The organism is Moraxella bovis (assembly GCF_025985205.1).
GTDB lineage: Bacteria > Pseudomonadota > Gammaproteobacteria > Pseudomonadales > Moraxellaceae > Moraxella > Moraxella bovis.
Map to the genome: position 1 here is coordinate 1,854,826 of NZ_CP087840.1, position 17,955 is coordinate 1,872,780.

Here is a 17,955-nt window from a genome sequence, read left to right on the forward strand (position 1 = left end):
GGTTAAAATCTGTTAGGGCGTACCCATCTTTGGTATTTGCAATGAAAAATGCTTGTTTAAAAAAGCAGGGGAATCGCCCGTTTTTCAAGGAAAAACTTGAGGCTGTGAGTATTCTATCAGACAAGTTTTTGACTTCGAGCCACAAGATTTAGCCATTTTTCATGCAAAAATTGGTTAAAATTGTCAAATTCTCATCTTATTTTATAAAAATGTTATCAAGGGTAGGTACGCCCTATTTATTTTTAATAAATTTTTGAGTAAAATACCACTTTGGCTCATTATTTAGCTAATGAGATTTATTGCTAATAACCATTTTTATATTGTGGTATTTGCTAAATTTTACCAAAAATAGGGCTTTGTGATGTATCAATCATCACAAACGATTGTTATTTTGTATGACCCAACAATTTTAATGGATTTTTAAAATTGAAATCATAACACAAATGGGCATACAGTCTTTGTTGGACAAAGGAGTGTATATGCTGACCTTTTTGGCATTATTACCAATTTTAATTGTTTTTACCTTATTGGTCGTCATGCGACTACCCGCCAAAATTGCCATGCCTGTGGCGTATTTTGCAACAGCTTTGCTGTCATTATTTGTATGGCAAACCGCTGGCAATCAAGTTGCCGCTGCAACCATTCATGGCGTATTAACCGCCGCCAACGTCCTATTCATCGTCTTTGCTGCGGTGCTACTGCTTAATACCCTAAAAGAGAGCGGAGCCATTGTCGCCATCCGCCAAGGCTTTATGGGTATCTCGCCTGACCGTCGTGTACAGATGATTATTGTGGCATGGCTGTTTGGCTCACTCATTGAAGGCTCCACAGGTTGGGGTACGCCATCAGCAGTGGGAGCTCCCCTACTGCTGGCACTCGGCTTTCCTGCAATGGCGTGTGTCATGGCAATTCTTATCATTCAGTCCGCTCCTGTCTCCTATGGAGCAGTAGGTACGCCCATTCTTATCGGCGTGAACTCGGGGCTTGAAAATAAAGAAGATGTAACCGCTGCCATTAGTCAGCAGGGCATTGCCTTTAATGATTACATCATCCAAATCGGGGCAAACGTTGCCTTTGTGCATTCAGTGGTGGGTTTTTTGATTCCGCTGATTTTGTGCTGTTTCTTGACCAAATTCTTTGGGGTAAAACGCTCGTTTCGCCAAGGTTTTGAAGCCGCTCCTTTTGCCATTTTTGCCGGTCTGTGCTTTGTCATCCCTTACTATTTGACCGCCAAATTTGTCGGACCCGAACTACCTTCTTTGGTCGGAGCCGTGGTCGGTCTTGCTATTGTCGTGCCAGCTGCCAAAATGGGCTTTTTGACCCCCAAAAACACCTTTGACTTTGAAAGCCGTGATAAATGGGAAGAAGAATGGAGGGGCACCTTAGCCGCCACCAACATTGATGTGAATGAAAAAGCCAAATTCTCTGTGGTTAAAGCATTCTCGCCTTATCTGCTGGTCATCGGTATTCTAATCGCCACTCGTACCATCAAGCCATTAAAAGATTGGCTAAGCAGTAATGCGGTTATCACATTTAGCAATATCCTAGACACCAGTATCACCAACAAAACACAGCTACTGTACTCGCCTGCGACCGTGCTGCTGCTTGTCTCCATCATTTGCATCTTTTTGTTTGGCATGAAAGGCGACACCGTCAAAAAAAGTTGGTCAGCCTCTGGCAAAACCATGATAGCCGCCGCCCCTGCCCTACTGTTCTCAATTCCGATGGTGCAGGTATTCATCAACTCTGGCACGCCTGCTGATGTTGCCGAGCCGATTCTTGCCATGCCAAAAGTACTGGCGGCAGGTGCTGCTGATGTATTTGCAAATATGTGGCCACTCGTGTCGCCTTGGATTGGGGCATTGGGGGCGTTCATTGCAGGGTCAAACACCGTCTCTAACATGATGTTTAGCCATTTTCAGTGGAGCACTGCCACTCAGATTGACCTAGGTGCTAATGACGCCGCCAAAGTCGTCGCCCTGCAAGCCGTGGGCGGTGCCGCTGGTAACATGATTAGCGTGCATAACGTTGTCGCTGCCTGTGCGGTGGTCGGACTGGTGAACCGTGAAGGCTTGGTTATTCGTAAGACACTCATCGCCATGAGTTATTATGTAATACAAGCAGGTCTGGTGGGCATGGCGTTCATCTTTAACCCTGTATGGTGGATTGCAGCAGCATTGTGGGCGATTGCCTTCTTTGCCATCATGACTGTTATCAGCAAAAAGAGTGAGCGAACTTAAGTATGATTTTAACAAAAGGGGTTTTATAATCCCTTTTGTCATTTTTTATAAATTATTGTAAAATACACCCCATTTTCAAAACTTTAAAAACTAAGGCTGTTTTATGGCAGATTTAAGTAAAATCACCGAAATCGAAGACCTACGCCGTATTGCCGAGCGTAAAGTACCCCGCATGTTCTATGACTATGTGGACTCAGGCTCGTGGACACAGACCACTTATCGCAATAACGAAACCGACTTTGACCGCATCAAGCTACGCCAACGTGTACTCGTTGACATGGAAGGTCGTTCGCTTGCCACACAGATGATAGGGCAAGACGTGCATATGCCAGTGGCAATCGCCCCGACAGGCTTTACAGGCATGATGTGGGCAGACGGTGAGATTCACGCGGCTCGTGCTGCTGAGAAATTTGGCATTCCCTTTTCGCTCTCGACGATGAGTATTTGTTCTATTGAAGATGTCGCAGAGAACACCACCAAGCCATTTTGGTTTCAGCTGTATGTCATGCGTGATAAAAAATTCATGGAAAATCTGATTCGCCGTGCCAAAGAAGCCAAATGCTCTGCCCTTATCCTAACAGCTGATTTACAGGTGCTAGGACAACGCCACAAAGACATCAAAAATGGTCTGTCTGCACCCCCTAAGCCTACCCTAACCAACATCATCAATCTGATGACCAAACCTGAATGGTGCTTTAATATGCTTGGCACCAAACGCCATACCTTTCGCAACATTGTCGGTCATGCCGAAGGGGTGGGCGATTTGTCTAGCCTATCATCTTGGACGGCAGAGCAGTTTGACCCGAGCCTTAATTGGGACGATGTCGCTCGTATCAAAGAGTTATGGGGCGGACCACTCATTATCAAAGGCATCATGGAGCCCGAAGACGCCATTTTGGCTGCCAAATCAGGGGCGGACGCCATGGTCATCTCCAACCACGGCGGTCGTCAGCTAGACGGAGCCCCAAGCTCTATCGCTAGCCTTGCCGACTGTGTGCAAGCGGTACAAGCAGAAAACTCAAAATGCGAAATCTGGCTAGACAGTGGTATCCGCTCAGGTCAAGACGTGCTAAAAGCCATCGCACTAGGCGCAAAAGGCACGATGATAGGTCGCTCATTCCTATATGGCCTGGGGGCGTATGGCGAAGATGGCGTTCGCCGTGCCTTAGAGATTATCTACAAAGAGTGCGACATCACGATGGCGTTCTGCGGTCATACCAACATCAGCACCGTTAATGAAGACATCTTTGTCAAAGGCACTTACGAGAATCTCAAAGCCAGTAACCCCCATGTTACGCCAATTCGTTGGTAAAAATACAAAACCATGTCTTAGGGCGTGGTTTTTTACTGATGCATTTACCTATGGCAAGCTCATACAGTTCATTGAATCATCCATCAAAACTGCGCCCACGTCCCACTTTTCATGTGTAGTACCCTATCAGCTCGTGCCGCCAATGTCCTGTCATGCGTGACCATGAGTAGTGCCATGCCAAGCGTGTCTTGTAGCTCTGAGAGTAGCTCAAACACCGCCAAAGCATTATCATCATCTAGGTTGCCCGTTGGCTCATCAGCCAACACCAAACTCGGGCGTGTTACCAACGCACGGGCAATCGCCACACGCTGACGCTCACCGCCTGACAACTCGCTTGGGCGGTGGTGGGTGCGATGCGACAGACCGACACGGTCTAGTAGTTCATTTGCCCTATCTTTTGCTTCGTTAATACTGACATCAACACGCATGAGCAGGGGCATGGCAACATTTTCGGTGGCGCTAAACTCCGCCAGTAGATGATGAAATTGATAAATAAAACCCAAATGCTCATTACGCATCTGTCCACGTGCCGTCTCATTTAAATGATTTAGGCACACGCCTTTGAGCCATACTTCGCCCTCAGTTGGTGTATCAAGCCCTCCCAATAAGTGCAACAGCGTACTTTTGCCCGAACCGCTACTACCAACGATGGCAACACGTTCGCCTTGATGAACGGTTAAATCAAGCCCTGTCAGTACAGATGTTTGAATTTTGCCTTCGTCATAGATTTTGCTAATATTTTTTGCCTCTAAAATAATACTCATCTAATTTCCTTATTCATAACGCAAGGTTTGGGCGGGCTGAATTTTTGACGCACGCAAAGCAGGATAAATGGTCATGACAAATGACAATAAAAATGACGCGGATGTGATAAGCAGTACATCGCTTAGCTTTACTTGTGATGGCAAATAATTGACAAAATACGCATCAAACAAATGTAGTCCAAAAAAATTATTAATAAAACCTAAAATATCACTCACCGTCAAAGCAAAAGTTATGCCCAATATCGTCCCTGCTATCGTACCAATCACGCCAATAATCATGCCTTGCACCATAAAGACTTGCATGATAAGCTTAGGACTTGCCCCAAAGGTCTTTAAAATGGCAATGTCAGATTTTTTATCCGTCACAAGCATTACAAGGCTAGACACGATATTAAAAGCCGCCACCACAATGATTAAAAAAAGCAGTAGTCCCACCATGGCTTTTTCCATTTGAATGGCGGAGAACAGATTGCCGTGCGTGCTTGTCCAGTCATTAGCAATCAAACGCTCAGGAGCGATGTTCTGTGCTTTTAGTGCCGCTTGGGGGGCTTTAAAAATATCATTCATTTTTAGGCGAATGCCCTGAGCCCCCTCGGGCAGACGCAGTAGCACGCCTGCATCACGCATGGCAACATACGCCATAGTGCTGTCAATCTCAGGGCTGATGCTAAATGTCCCTACAAGGGTAAAACGCTTAAATCTAGGAACAACGCCCGCCACCGATACCGATGCTTCGGGCATTACCAAGGTTACCTTATCGCCTATCATCAGCCCCATAGATTGCACCATGCTCTCACCCAAGACAATACCAAACTCCCCCGCCCTTAATACATGGATGTCGCCTTGCACCATATGTTCGCCAATGATGGACACTTTGGTTTCATACTCAGGCTCAATGCCTGTTACCATAATACCCGCCACCTGTCCGTGAGCGGTCAGCATGCCTTGCAATCCGATAAATGGAGCAGTTGCCACGACATTTTTGTCATTCTCTTCAATCTTTTTGGCAAGTGTTTGCCAATCAGGCATAATCTCATAAGAGCTGACATTTGCCTGTGACACCATGCCCAAAATGCGGGTTTTTAACTCCCTATCAAAGCCATTCATCACCGACAAAACAGTAATAAGCACCGCCACACCAAGGGTTAGCCCAATCATTGAGATGAGTGAGATGAAGGAGATAAAGCCATTTTTACGTTCAGCTCGGGTGTATCTTAGCCCGATAAATAAAGCAAGGGGACGAAACATAAATGGGGATTGCCTTTTGAAATTTGACGCCATAGTTTACACCATTTTGGCATGCTTTTGGGGATTTTGTCGTTCATGATGATAAATTTTATCCAAATCAGTAGGATAAGATGACTTGATTTTTTAAAATTCTCCCTTATAAAGATGGGGTATTTATTCATACGGAACTCCCATGAGCATTCGCTACGACTACAAGCATGAAGTACCACCCCAAAAGATAGACTTGCCTTGCGACAAAAATGCAGGACATGGCGATCATTGGGCGATTTTAACTAATAACATTGCCGATGACGTGCCAGATTGGCTCCAAGCCATGTTGGAGACCGCCACTCTGCCTACTGGTTTGACCGTGGGGCGTACTGATCATAAAACCCTTTTACTCGGACAAGACACCCCTTGTCACATCAAGCAAATTCTTACCATGGATAATGGCAAGCCCACCGCTTTTATCAACGCCTACCCTGCGGTGCATAGTCCTTATGGCGTGAACTGTCAGATTGAGCGAGTGGTTCGCTGTGAGCGTACCGCTGACGCCATTTTACGCCTTCGAACCACCGATGGCACGACCATCTACGCCTTTGACCAGCTCTACGCCATCAACCGCCACGAGTACAAAACCCCAAAAAATTACTTTGCTAATTTTAGTGCATGGGCGTACAACATTGAACCAAGTAACAAAGATGAGACGCTACTGGTCAAAAACCCCAAAGCCATTCGCTATCATCGTGCCTTTAATGACATCGTGGCGGATAATGGTGGCATAGTGCCTGATGACATTGATGAGCAAATAAAAACATGGACACCCAAAGACGGCGATGAAAACACACTTCTTACTCCGGTGGAGATTAACTTTGGGGAGAGCTGTATTTATCTGTTTGGCGACACCTTCGGGCAAGAAGATGAAGCATGGTGCCAAGGTCAGGTGCTGGGCATAAGCTGTACTGAATTTTTTGGCATACCCATCACGCTCTTTGATGTGGCAATTTTACGTGAACCCAATGCCGAGGCCTTTGTGGTGCGTATCGCTGCCGTCAGCAATGAGCAAAACCGTCAGATTCAAGTGCAAGACTACATTCAAGCAAACATCTGGCTACAAGTGGCAATCTATGCCGAGAACCAACAAAGGCAATCTCACATCTAGCGATATTGATGGCGTATTTGCCAAGCCCTACCCATCATCTTGACCATAATTTTCACGTATTATGTCAATAACTATCTATGTCAAGCCACAATTTTAAAAGCCATGTTTAAACAACACCTTTTGCTCATCACTTAACTTTATGAAAAAAGTCCGCAACCCAACACAGATTGCGGACTTTTTTGATGACAAAATCAAGGGGTTACTTGCACAGGCTCACTATCATCAGCAGGTTTGATGATGGCTGATCCCGATGGGTTGGTGGCAGGCATACTGGTCGCCTGTGCGTCGTTGGTCGTAGGCTCTGTCGCCACCCCACCCACATTGGATGGTTCCACCACACTGATATTATTAGGCTCAGGCTGTACAAGCTCTGGGCTGGTGGCAGTATTAGCGCCTTTAATTTGGGCATTTGCCAACTGCTCAGCGGTAGCAAGACTTGCTGTCTGCATAGCTTCACGCTGTTTATTAAAGTTTGTAATCTGCTCAGCCGAGAGTGTCGCTCCCCCACCTAATACTTGATAAAGCTCAATCTGACTTAGAATTTTTTGTAATTCCAAATTCAAAATGCTTTGCTGATTGGCAAAAAGCGAACGCTCAGCATCTAGCACATTAAGATAATTATCAAGCCCCGAGCGAAAACGTGCATGGGCAATGTTATAGGTTTCTTGATAATTTTTTTGTAGGCGATACTGTGAATTTAGCTGATGTTCCATGGTGGCACGGGTAGCAAGCACATCAGAGACTTCTTTAAATGCCGTTTGAATGGTTTTTTCATAATTCACCAAGGCTTGCTTTTGACCGATTTGTGCGACTTCATAATTAGCACGTCTGTATCCTGCATCAAAAATTGGCAAGCTAATAGATGGACCCACTGACCAACTAAACGCCCCTGATTTGAATAAATCCCCCAAATCAGTGGAGCCATAGCCGATGTTGCTTGACAGTCTAATGCTGGGAAAATAGGCAGCACGAGCCACATTGATGTTCGCTCCTGCTGCTTTTAGGCGATGTTCAGCTTGGACGATGTCAGGACGATAGTATAACAGCTCACTGGGCAGACCCGCACTAAATAGACTTTGCGTGGTGATGTTATTTACGCCTAAATCAGGCAATAGCTCCACAGGTATCGGGGTTCCCAATAATAACTGCAAGGCATTTTTTGTTTTTAAGATATTGGCATCCGCCTGATAGACTGCCAATTTGGCAGATTCTAGCGACGCTTCGGCTTGTAGACTGGTTGATTTGGCATCAATGCCCGCCTCAAAACGCTTATTGTTAATGAACAGTGAATGTTCACGGGTTTTTAACGTTTCTAGGGCAAGCTGACGTTGTGCCATGGCATAGCTAAGATTGACATAGCCTTGGGCGATTGCTGAGATGATAGAAATTTGAGCGGCGTCTTTGGCGGAATTTTGTGCCAAATAGTCATGTAGTGCTGCTTCTTTGGCACTAGCAACCCGACCCCACAAATCAAGCTCATAACTTGACAGGGCAAGTCCAACATTATAATTGGTGCTAGGATTTCTATCACGAGCATCCGCCCCACGAATTGCCCCGCCCGATACGCCAATATTGGGGTAGGCATTGGCATTGGTGATCTGATACTGAGCCCTGGCACTTTGCACCGCCAAGATGGCTGATTGTAAGTCTTTATTGTGAGTCAGACCCATTTCAATCAAGGCCTTTAATTTGGGGTCGGCATAAAAATCTTGCCAACGCATGCCTGCCAAACTTGGTGCCTCAGGCGTGCTGATGGTTGTGTTAACATCAAGCACTTTATAAGGCAACTCTACAGGCACTTTTGGCTGAGCCAGTACACTTTGTGATTTTTGGGGAATGGTACTACACGCAGTCATGAACAAGGCAAGCGTGCTTAGCATGAACACACGTGATGTTTTTATGTTATTTTTCATAATATCTCTCTTTAACCAAATTAGCCCAAATCATGTCATGATACACAATGCAGGCTAATTTGGCAATGTCTTCCTATTGGTTGCCACGCTTAAGCGTTATGAACGTCCGCATTCGCTGTCTTTTTGTATTTGTATGGGAAAATCGAACGCACCCACACATAGAACATCGGAATAAAGAACACGCCCAAGAAAGTCGCCGTGATAACGCCACCGACCACACTCGTACCAACAGCGTTTTGACTGCCAGAGCCTGCCCCTGTGGCAATCATCAGTGGTACCACACCAATACCAAAAGCAAGCGATGTCATGATAATCGGACGCAGTCGCATACGAGCTGCTGTCATGACCGACTCTTTTAAGGATTTGCCCGACTCTTGAATTTCTTTGGCAAATTCAATAATCAAAATGGCGTTTTTGGCGGACAGACCAATGACCGTCAATAGACCCACCTGTAAGTACACGTCATTGGCAAAGCCACGCAGCATGGTAAAGATGACCGCACCGACAACTCCCAGTGGAATCACCAACATGACCGAGAATGGAATCGACCAGCTCTCATACAACGCCGCCAAACATAGGAATACCACCAGCATAGAGATGATATAAAGTGGCAATGCTTGACCGCCTGATTTACGCTCTTCTAGTGACAGACCCGTCCACTCATAACCAATACCCTCAGGCAGTTGTGCAATCATCTCTTCCATGGCAAGCATGGCGTCACCCGTACTCTTACCAGGGGCGGCGGCACCTTGGACATTTAGTGATGACAGACCATTATAGCGGTTTAAGCCAGGGCTACCAAATTGCCATTCGCTGTCTGAGAATGCCCCAAAGCTAATCATCTGCCCCGCGGCATTACGCACATGCCATTTGCTGATGTCTTCAGGCGTGGCACGGCTGTTAGGATTACCTTGCATGTAGACCTTTTTGATGCGACCACGGTCAATAAAGTCATTAACATAGCTACCACCAAAGGCTTGGGCAAGCGTGGCATTGACGGTTGCCATATTTAGGTTATAGGCAGCTGCTTGCTCTTGGTTGATGTTAACTTTGAGCTTAGGAGCATCTTCTTGACCATTAGGGCGGACACCTGCCACAGTTGGGTTTTGAGCAGACATACCAAGTAGCATATTACGAGCTTCCAACAGCTTAGCATGACCCACACCGCCGATGTCTTGGAGTTGTAAATCAAAGCCACTGGCATTACCAAAACCTTGAATCGCAGGCGGGGCAATTGGATACACAAGTGTCGCCTCTGGAATCATGACATTAAGTGCCATGGCACGTCCTGCAATCGCCTGTGCTACACTCTCATCCGAGGTACGACCGCTCCAATCTTTTAATTTAACAAATGCTAAACCCGCATTTTGACCACTTGCCCCAAAGCTAAACCCTGAGATGGTAAAGACCGACTCTACGTTATCCGCCTCTTGTTCGCGAAAGTAGCCACCCACCTTTTCCATGACCGCAGCAGTTTGGTCAAGCGTCGAACCTGCTGGCAGCTGCACCAATGTCATCAGCATACCTTGGTCTTCTTCTGGTACAAATGAGCTTGGCAAACGCACAAAAATCAGTGCCAATACCGCAATCACACCTGCATAGGCGATGGCAAAGAGCCATTTGGCATTAAAGGTTTTACCAACAAAGTTCTCATAACTGCGACTGGCTTTAAAGAAAAAGCGGTTAAACCAACCAAAAAAGCCTTTTTGAGTATGGATGTCTTTATGAGCTTGGCGTTTTAGGATGGTCACACATAAAGCAGGGGTGAACACCAGTGCAATCACTGCCGACAGCGACATGCTGGTGATAAGAGTTGCAGCAAACTGACGATAAATCACCCCAGACGAACCACCAAAGAAAATCATCGGTACAAATACCACTGACAAAATCAAGGCAATCCCAATAACCACCTTACTAATCTCACCCATTGACTGAATGGTTGCATCTTTGACCGAGATATTCGGGTCTTCTTCTAAGATACGCTCGACGTTCTCCACAACAACAATGGCGTCATCAACAAGCAGACCGATGGCAAGCACCATCGCAAACATGGTCAAGATATTAATGGTAAAACCAAAAAACAGCAGTACCGCAAATGTTCCTAGGATAACCACAGGCACGGCAAGTGTAGGGATGATGGTCGCACGCCAGTTCTGCAAGAATAAGAACATGACTAAGAATACCAACACAATCGCCTCTAATAGCGTCATCACCACTTGCTTGATGGATAATTTTACAAACGGTGTGATGTCATAAGGTACGACAATTTTTAAACCCTTAGGAAAGCCTTGTGATAACTCATCAAGCCTTTGTTGTACCGCTTCACGCACTTCTAAGGCATTGGCACCAGAAGCGAGCATGATACCCATACCCGCAGCTTCTTGTCCATTATAGAGGGTTTTTACTGCATAACTCTCTGAACCCAGCTCAATATCCGCCACGTCTCTTAGATAAACTTTCGCCCCTGACGTGTCAGTTTTGACCAAAATGTTACCAAATTCTTCAGGTGTTTGTAAAAAGCTCTGCACACTTACAGTAGCATTAATCACTTGGCGATCAAGATCGGTTGGCAAATTGGCAAGCTGACCTGCTGACACCTGCACGTTTTGCGACTGTATCGCTGCTGAGATGTCAGATGGCATGAGTGAATAAGATGATAATTTGGTAGGGTCTAGCCAAATCCTCATGGCATAAGGCGAGCCAAACACGTTTAGCGAACCCACACCATTGACACGGCTGAGACTGTCTACCACATTTGAGTTAATGTAGTCGGCGATGTCCGACTGGGTCATACTGCCATCTTCTGACACAAAGGACGCCACCATCAAGAAACTACTGCTCGACTTGTTTACCGACACGCCTTGACGTTGTACATCAGCAGGCAGAGAGCTGGTCGCTGCTTGCAGTTTGTTTTGCACCTGCACCTGTGCGGTGTCTGGATTGACCCCATTTTCAAAGGTAAGCGTAATAGACGCCGAACCATTGGCTGATGAACTTGATGACATATACATGAGTCCATCAAGCCCTTTCATCTGCTGTTCAATGACCTGCGTTACGGTGTTTTCCACTGTTTCGGCATCAGCACCTGGATAGACGGCATTGACTGACACCGTTGGCGGGGCAATCTGCGGGTACTGCTCAATGGGCAAACTGCGTACCGCAATAATACCCACAAGCATAATCAAAATAGCAATGACCCACGCAAAAATGGGTCGTTCAATAAAATACTTTGACATCACTTACCCCTATTGTGCCACTTCATCAGCAGCATCTGCCATCGCTTGGGCTTCTGCTTGTTCAGCACTATCATCTGTCGGTGCTCGGTTTTGAGTAGGAGCTGTTGGTGCCTGTTGCTCTTGCCGTCCTTGCTGACTGGTTTTGCTTTGTTGTGGAGCTTGGCTTGGGGCTTGGTTAGGGTTCTGTACAGGTCCTTGGGCGGGGGCTTGACCTACTCCTTGGGGATTTTGACCGTTTGGTGAGTAGGGTCGTGTCTCAACCGCCTGCTCAGGCTTAACCTTAGCACCGCCAACCACAACGACATTATCACCATTGGTCAGACCATCGGTTACTACCCATTGACCTTGGAACGTGCCTGCGGTCTTGACATTACGCACTTCAATTTGTTTGTTTTGATTGACCACATAGACCTGAGTTTCGCCTTTGGGTGTGCGAATGATGGCAGTTTGGGGCAGTAGCATGGCGTTATGCACCACTGACTGGGCCAGGTTGGCATTGACATACATCCCTGGGATAAGCAGTCCGTCAGGGTTCGGGAACACCGCTCTTAGCTTGACCGCTCCTGTCGCCTCATCCACGCTGGCATCTGAGAGTGCCAAACGTCCAATGAGCGGGTAGGTCTCGCCATCTTCTAGAACGATTTGTACCTCTGTTGAGCCCTCACTGGCTTGACCGCTTGCCATCTGCTGACGCAGTCTTAGTAGCTCTGATGATGACTGACTGATGTCCACATACACCATGTCAGTGCGTGAGATGGTCGCCAGTGGTGTGACTTGACTGGCGGAGACCAATGCCCCTGCCGTGACCGCCGAAATACCAATCTTACCGCTAATCGGAGCTCGAATGATGGTACGGCTCATGTCAAGCTGACTGGCATCACGGTTTGCCTTGGCGCTGTTGATTGACGCATTGGCTTGATTGACCGTTGCTTTGGCAGCCTCGACATTTGCCTGTGCGGTTCTCACGGCGGTCTTATGCTGGTCATACAGCTGTTTTGATACCGCATCGATACCCACCAAGCTCTCAACACGCGCCAAATCTGCCCGAGCTTGGGCAAGGGTCGCCTCTTGGGCGGCAAGACTGGCTCTGGCACTAATCAAGCTCGCCTCCGCTGTCTGAATGGCAGCGATACTACTGTTAGCAGCACTGATATAATTATCACGGTTTAGGCGGTACAGCTCTTGCCCTGCCTTGACATAACTACCCTCATGGAAAGCAACAGACTCAATAATACCCGTCACCTGTGGACGCACCTCGGATGTCTCAACCGCTGTCACACGCCCTGAGAAAGATTTAACCACGGGTATTGAACGTAGCGACACCGTCTGCACTTCTACGGTCGCTGGGGGCATTTGCTGAGCAGCACCTGCCCCCGCTCCTGCACCGCCTGCCCCTTGGTCGTTTTTACCACAGCCCACTAGGGCGATGGTCGCCACAAGCACAGAGAATGTTAATACTTTTAAATTAAATTTCATAAATACCTGCTTACTATAAATATTTTAAAGTAATCATAAAAAGAGTTTTAGGGTTTTACTTTTTTGATTACACGCTTTTATAGATTTTCAAAATTCATATTTATGATATTATAATGAAAATTAACCAACAAAAGTAAAACGCTAAAGCCATTGCATTTTGGATAAAAATGCCTGTTTTTTCAAAAACAGCTAAACCTGACTATTATACTCTAATTTATCCTAAAAATTATGAGTTTTATTGACATCAACACCAAAAAAAGCACTTGATTTTTCGGGCTAGTTGTGAACAATACGACCGTTTTTTACGAACTTTTGACGAAAATTTTTAAAATTTTTTAAAAAATACTTGCAATTTTACCAAAACATGATATTATAGCGACCACTTAGGTCATTGACTGGCCAAGACAAGGCTGGGTGGCAGAGTGGTCATGCAGCGGACTGCAACTCCGTGTACGCCGGTTCGATTCCGACCTCAGCCTCCATTTTTGATTACTTTTATTTTAGTAATCAGCCCGGGTGGTGAAATTGGTAGACACAAGGGATTTAAAATCCCTCGCTCTTTTGAGCGTGCCGGTTCAAGTCCGGCCCCGGGCACCATCCATTTAAAATCCTTAAATATTTTCTAAGGATTTTTTATTTGTCTAAATAAATCATATGATATCCGCCCCACTCCATCTATACTCTTTTAATTTTAGGTAGTAGTCTAAAAAGTATGCTGAACTAGGTTTTCCGTTCGCCCTAAGCCTGCCTGCGGGTAGGAAAACCGTTAGGTTTCCCAAGCTCGCCACGAACGGTTTTCTTTGTAGCATACTTTTTGAACCAGAGCTTAATTTTAAAATATACACCCAATAAACTTTAAAATTACTAGGGCGTGCCTGCCTTTTATATTTGCAATGAAAAATGAGGAAAATCGCCCGTTTTTCAAGGAAAAACATTGTTTTATTTCTAAAACATTTCTATATTTTAAATTGTGTTATAAAGGTTAGGAACGCCCTATAAACACAATGATATTTGGATGTAGGTGCAGTAATGTCATCAAAGGGCGTGCTCAGCACATTCCTACAAATCCGTGGCATATATCAAGTTTGCTAGGGGCAAAATCTTGGAATAATGCTATTTTATCAGCAAACAAAAAACCAAATCCGAATACCGAATTTGGTTTTAAGCGATTTTCTAAATTAAAGGGCAAAATTATTTGATTTTTGCTTCTTTAAATAGAACGTGCTGGCGAATTTTTGGGTCAAATTTTTTGATTTCCATTTTGCCAGGCATGGTGCGTTTGTTTTTGGTGGTGGTATAAAAATAACCAGTGCCAGCCGTAGAAACGAGTTTGATTTTATCTCTCATGGTATTATCCTTTTGCTAAATTAAATCTTTTGACCTTGGGCACGCAAATCGGCAAGCACTTTGTCAATGCCGTGCTTGTCAATGATACGCATACCTTTTGAAGATACACGAAGACGCACAAAACGGTTTTCAGATTCTACCCAAAAACGATGGTTGTGTAGGTTTGGCAAAAAACGACGACGGGTTTTGTTGTTAGCGTGAGATACGTTATTACCCACTAGTGGGCGTTTTCCAGTAACTTGGCATACACGAGACATGATGAACTCCTATATTACGATGTGGCACGGATATTGAGCGGTATCGGTTGTGCCGTTTAAACAATCGCCACAAATTAGGTATGGACTAAGCGGATTATTCAAACTTGTTAGTGATGTCATTTCATCTTTATTGTTAAAGGCGACAATAAATAGAAAGTGACAGAAAAATCAAAGCCCAAATTTTACACCAATTTCACTCATATTTCAAGTAAAATTTTAAAATCGGGCTTATTTTATCAAATTTACAAAATTAACGAGCGGTCAAAGCACTCACAGGCATACCAAACCCTTGCCAGCCATAATGCAAAAAGTTACGAATATTGGCGTGGTCGGTGCCCTCTGGCGTGTCTAGCACCGCCTGATAATGCTCGGCAAATAGTTTTAGGGTGTCAAGCTGATTTAGACCGTGCAGTTTGGCAAGGCTAAACACCTTGGCAGAGCCTTCGTTCGTGCCAGCAGGATTGACCGCTTCGCCATTATGAAAGGCGACAGGCGTATAAGTATAATTGGCATCAATAAAGGCAAGCACGTCTTTGAACGTCAAACTGCCCTGCTCAATACCATTTAATAGCCGTGAAATGTCAGTGTGATTCATCATACATCCATTAGCGATTAAAATAATCGTCGTCATCAAATGATGGTGGGGCAAAGTTGCCTTGTTCTAGGTGGCTCATGTGCATTTGCATAGAGCGTTCGTGTTGGATACGCTGATAAATCTCTTCACGATGAACAGCGATGTCTTTAGGGGCATTAACACCAAGGCGGACTTGGTTGCCTTTGACACCCAGCACAGTAACGCTGACTTCATCACCAATCATTAGGGTTTCACCAACACGGCGAGTTAGGATTAACATAATAGCTCCTTGCTATAAAAACAATGCTAAAAAGCAAAAAATAAAAATTACCCAAGTTGTTATTATAAAACTTCTTGGGTAACTTGTCAGCTTTTTTTTGGCAATTTTTACGTAATGATTATGATTAATAAACCAAATTGTTACATAATTGCTAATTACAGCCCTGCAACCTTACTCTCACCGTCTTCACGGTCAAGCCCAAAGGCGGTGTGTAGTGATTTGACCGCTTTTTCCAAATGCTCTTCTTTGATAAGTACAGAGACTTTGATTTCGGAGGTTGAAATCATTTGTAGGTTGATGTTTTGGGACGCTAATGTTTCAAACATTTTGCTTGCCACGCCTGCGTGCGAACGCATACCCACGCCCACGATAGAGACTTTAACCACATCGCTCGCTCCTACTACTTCGATGGCTCCGATGTCGTCTTTGACTTGTTCGTTCAGGATTTTCATGGCTTTGTCAAAGTCGCCACGAGGTACGGTAAAGCTAAAATCGGTTACGCCATTTTCGGACATATTTTGGATAATCATGTCCACTTCGATGTTGGCTTTGCCAATCGGACTTAAAATGGCAGAGGCAATACCAGGGCGGTCTGGCACACCCAGCACAACGATTTTGGCTTCATCACGGTTAAAGGCAATGCCCGAAATTAACGCTTTTTCCATAGTATCTCCTTCATCAGCGGTAATCAGTGTACCAACAGTTTGTTTAAATTCATCATCAAAAGCCCCGTCATCGCCTTCATCAAAGCTAGACAGTACCCGTACAGGTACTTTATATTTGCCTGCAAATTCTACCGAGCGGATTTGCAGCACTTTTGAGCCAAGACTTGCCATTTCTAGCATTTCTTCAAAAGTGATTTTGTCAAGTTTTTTCGCCTTAGAAGTCACTCGGGGGTCGGTGGTGTACACGCCGTCCACATCAGTGTAAATTTGGCATTCGTCCGCCTTTAACGCCGCAGCGATGGCAACACCTGTGGTGTCCGAGCCACCTCGTCCAAGCGTGGTCAAGTCGTTGTGTTCGTTCACGCCCTGAAAGCCTGCCACAATCAACACTTTACCGTCAGCGAGTTCTTGTTTTAGGTTGTCAGCGTCAATATGCTCAATGCGTGCTTTGGTGTGCGTGGTGTCGGTCTTAATGGCGACTTGACGACCTGTCATGGATTTGGCGTCCACGCCCAAATCTTTTAGTGCCATGGCAAGTAGGGCAATAGATACCTGCTCGCCTGTGGCGACCATTTGGTCGTATTCACGAGGGTCTGGGTCGTTTGAAATTTCACGAGCCAAACCGATGAGTCGGTTGGTCTCGCCGCTCATTGCCGAAACCACCACCACCACTTGATGACCGTGGTCGTGCCAGCGTTTGACACGCTGGGCGACATTTTTGATACGGGTGGTATTCCCCATGGAAGTACCACCGTATTTTTGGACGATTAGTGCCATAATTTTTCCTTGTAAATCAGAATGGCTTTGGAAAATTAAACTTTTGTGCGAATAAATTCTACCACTTCATTAAATTCATCAATACTTTCAAAAAATTCACGAATGAGCGTGTATTTTTTGTGATTAACAAAAATCAACAAACATTGATTTTTGTTAATTTGTTTCTCTTTTAATTTGGTAATTTCTTGATAATAAATGATTGTTTCAGTTTTAGAAAAAGGCTTCTCATAAAGGGAAATTTTATCATCTGTCAATGTGATAGATGTTGGTTTTAAAAAAAATTAAAGCATATATTCCAAGAATTGTAAATAATACCGGTATAATAGCAAAAAAGATTGCAGAATTATTCATAAAAGTTGATGAGCTTGCATATAAATTAATATTGCCAATCCATAAAGAAATACTCACCATAATAAGAATTGCACCAATTTTCTTTGTTTGAAAATCGTATTTATATTCTTGATAATATGCCATTACAAATTATGCCCCTGTAATTCAAAATAAAACGCCACTACCATTGTCATCACCGCCACAAAAATCCACACTGCATAAAAAATCCAATAATTTTTAACTTTAAATTTTTGGCAAATGGTTTTTTCATCAATCGTCATTGCTATGCCAGTCAAAAAACTGATTGATGTCCAAACAGTACTTTCATCAATGCTACCAAGCATTAACAAAAAAAATATCAAACAAGTGGTATAGCGTACGATTTTAATAACCAT

The 17,955-nt window shown here is 44.9% G+C and carries 14 protein-coding genes, 2 tRNA genes and 1 pseudogene; 5 read left to right on the plus strand and 12 right to left on the minus strand.

The features are described 5' to 3' along the window. Window positions 1–479: 479 nt before the first annotated feature. Entirely contained in the window at window positions 480–2,240 is a 1,761-nt protein-coding gene (locus LP107_RS09400; protein ID WP_078274301.1) for an L-lactate permease, read from the plus strand. Window positions 2,241–2,343: 103 nt separating this feature from the next. Then, entirely contained in the window at window positions 2,344–3,552 is a 1,209-nt protein-coding gene (locus LP107_RS09405; protein ID WP_029102711.1) for an alpha-hydroxy acid oxidase, read from the plus strand. Window positions 3,553–3,635: 83 nt separating this feature from the next. On the opposite strand, the gene lolD is transcribed toward LP107_RS09405, so the two are convergent. Both lolD and LP107_RS09415 read right to left on the minus strand, forming a co-directional pair. Further along, the gene (lolD, locus tag LP107_RS09410) at window positions 3,636–4,316 is read right to left on the minus strand and encodes a lipoprotein-releasing ABC transporter ATP-binding protein LolD (RefSeq protein ID WP_078274302.1); all 681 of its coding nucleotides are present in this window, start codon (window positions 4,314–4,316) and stop codon (window positions 3,636–3,638) included. Window positions 4,317–4,325: 9 nt separating this feature from the next. Continuing rightward, window positions 4,326–5,564, minus strand: a complete 1,239-nt coding sequence (locus LP107_RS09415) for a lipoprotein-releasing ABC transporter permease subunit (protein WP_078274303.1) — start codon at window positions 5,562–5,564, stop codon at window positions 4,326–4,328. Between the two features lie 172 nt (window positions 5,565–5,736). Between LP107_RS09415 and LP107_RS09420 the strand changes: the two genes are divergently transcribed. After that, window positions 5,737–6,705, plus strand: a complete 969-nt coding sequence (locus LP107_RS09420) for a hypothetical protein (RefSeq protein ID WP_112742052.1) — start codon at window positions 5,737–5,739, stop codon at window positions 6,703–6,705. A gap of 191 nt (window positions 6,706–6,896) precedes the next feature. Here the strand turns inward: LP107_RS09420 and LP107_RS09425 are convergent, their stop codons facing one another. From LP107_RS09425 to LP107_RS09435, 3 genes are all read right to left on the minus strand, one after another. Continuing rightward, window positions 6,897–8,618, minus strand: a complete 1,722-nt coding sequence (locus tag LP107_RS09425; protein WP_264676177.1) for an efflux transporter outer membrane subunit — start codon at window positions 8,616–8,618, stop codon at window positions 6,897–6,899. 89 nt (window positions 8,619–8,707) lie between these two features. After that, entirely contained in the window at window positions 8,708–11,854 is a 3,147-nt protein-coding gene (locus LP107_RS09430) for an efflux RND transporter permease subunit (RefSeq protein WP_264676176.1), read from the minus strand. A 9-nt stretch (window positions 11,855–11,863) separates the two neighbouring features. After that, a complete protein-coding gene (locus LP107_RS09435) occupies window positions 11,864–13,330 on the minus strand; it encodes an efflux RND transporter periplasmic adaptor subunit (protein ID WP_078274307.1) in 1,467 nt (488 codons plus the stop codon). Between the two features lie 408 nt (window positions 13,331–13,738). Between LP107_RS09435 and LP107_RS09440 the strand changes: the two genes are divergently transcribed. Together LP107_RS09440 and LP107_RS09445 are read left to right on the plus strand one after the other, a co-directional pair. After that, a tRNA-Cys gene (locus LP107_RS09440) sits at window positions 13,739–13,812 on the plus strand. A gap of 28 nt (window positions 13,813–13,840) precedes the next feature. Then, window positions 13,841–13,927 (plus strand) — tRNA-Leu (locus LP107_RS09445). Window positions 13,928–14,521: 594 nt separating this feature from the next. Here LP107_RS09445 and rpmG read toward each other — a convergent pair. The 7 genes and pseudogenes from rpmG to LP107_RS09480 all read right to left on the minus strand — a co-directional run bounded on the left by rpmG (window position 14,522) and on the right by LP107_RS09480 (window position 17,955). Then, the gene (rpmG, locus tag LP107_RS09450; RefSeq protein WP_003659281.1) at window positions 14,522–14,677 is read right to left on the minus strand and encodes a 50S ribosomal protein L33; all 156 of its coding nucleotides are present in this window, start codon (window positions 14,675–14,677) and stop codon (window positions 14,522–14,524) included. Window positions 14,678–14,697: 20 nt separating this feature from the next. Next, entirely contained in the window at window positions 14,698–14,934 is a 237-nt protein-coding gene (gene rpmB, locus LP107_RS09455; RefSeq protein WP_029102716.1) for a 50S ribosomal protein L28, read from the minus strand. A 250-nt stretch (window positions 14,935–15,184) separates the two neighbouring features. Continuing rightward, window positions 15,185–15,529 carry a HopJ type III effector protein gene (locus LP107_RS09460; protein WP_264676175.1) on the minus strand — a complete coding sequence of 115 codons (345 nt, stop codon included), beginning with the start codon at window positions 15,527–15,529 and terminating at the stop codon, window positions 15,185–15,187. Window positions 15,530–15,620: 91 nt separating this feature from the next. Continuing rightward, window positions 15,621–15,788 (minus strand): annotated as a pseudogene (gene csrA, locus LP107_RS09465) (carbon storage regulator CsrA); the annotation flags it as partial. A 155-nt stretch (window positions 15,789–15,943) separates the two neighbouring features. Next, window positions 15,944–17,230, minus strand: coding sequence for an aspartate kinase (locus LP107_RS09470; RefSeq protein ID WP_115369571.1), 1,287 nt, complete (start codon window positions 17,228–17,230; stop codon window positions 15,944–15,946). A gap of 35 nt (window positions 17,231–17,265) precedes the next feature. Then, complete coding sequence (locus tag LP107_RS09475; protein ID WP_115369570.1) at window positions 17,266–17,484, minus strand: hypothetical protein; 219 nt, start codon at window positions 17,482–17,484, stop codon at window positions 17,266–17,268. Window positions 17,485–17,703: 219 nt separating this feature from the next. Then, on the minus strand, window positions 17,704–17,955 hold the full coding sequence (locus tag LP107_RS09480; RefSeq protein ID WP_264676174.1) for a hypothetical protein: 252 nt from the start codon (window positions 17,953–17,955) through the stop codon (window positions 17,704–17,706).

What these genes read in the sequence shown, in the direction of transcription:
- LP107_RS09460 (WP_264676175.1), bottom strand. Translation starts at nt 15,529, where the DNA reads ATGAATCACACTGACATTTCACGGCTATTAAATGGTATTGAGCAGGGC.
- LP107_RS09425 (WP_264676177.1), bottom strand. Translation starts at nt 8,618, where the DNA reads ATGAAAAATAACATAAAAACATCACGTGTGTTCATGCTAAGCACGCTT.
- rpmG (WP_003659281.1), bottom strand. Translation starts at nt 14,677, where the DNA reads ATGAGAGATAAAATCAAACTCGTTTCTACGGCTGGCACTGGTTATTTT.
- LP107_RS09420 (WP_112742052.1), top strand. Translation starts at nt 5,737, where the DNA reads ATGAGCATTCGCTACGACTACAAGCATGAAGTACCACCCCAAAAGATA.
- LP107_RS09480 (WP_264676174.1), bottom strand. Translation starts at nt 17,955, where the DNA reads ATGGTTATTAAAATCGTACGCTATACCACTTGTTTGATATTTTTTTTG.
- LP107_RS09435 (WP_078274307.1), bottom strand. Translation starts at nt 13,330, where the DNA reads ATGAAATTTAATTTAAAAGTATTAACATTCTCTGTGCTTGTGGCGACC.
- LP107_RS09405 (WP_029102711.1), top strand. Translation starts at nt 2,344, where the DNA reads ATGGCAGATTTAAGTAAAATCACCGAAATCGAAGACCTACGCCGTATT.
- LP107_RS09470 (WP_115369571.1), bottom strand. Translation starts at nt 17,230, where the DNA reads ATGGCACTAATCGTCCAAAAATACGGTGGTACTTCCATGGGGAATACC.
- LP107_RS09430 (WP_264676176.1), bottom strand. Translation starts at nt 11,854, where the DNA reads ATGTCAAAGTATTTTATTGAACGACCCATTTTTGCGTGGGTCATTGCT.
- rpmB (WP_029102716.1), bottom strand. Translation starts at nt 14,934, where the DNA reads ATGTCTCGTGTATGCCAAGTTACTGGAAAACGCCCACTAGTGGGTAAT.
- lolD (WP_078274302.1), bottom strand. Translation starts at nt 4,316, where the DNA reads ATGAGTATTATTTTAGAGGCAAAAAATATTAGCAAAATCTATGACGAA.
- LP107_RS09415 (WP_078274303.1), bottom strand. Translation starts at nt 5,564, where the DNA reads ATGTTTCGTCCCCTTGCTTTATTTATCGGGCTAAGATACACCCGAGCT.
- LP107_RS09400 (WP_078274301.1), top strand. Translation starts at nt 480, where the DNA reads ATGCTGACCTTTTTGGCATTATTACCAATTTTAATTGTTTTTACCTTA.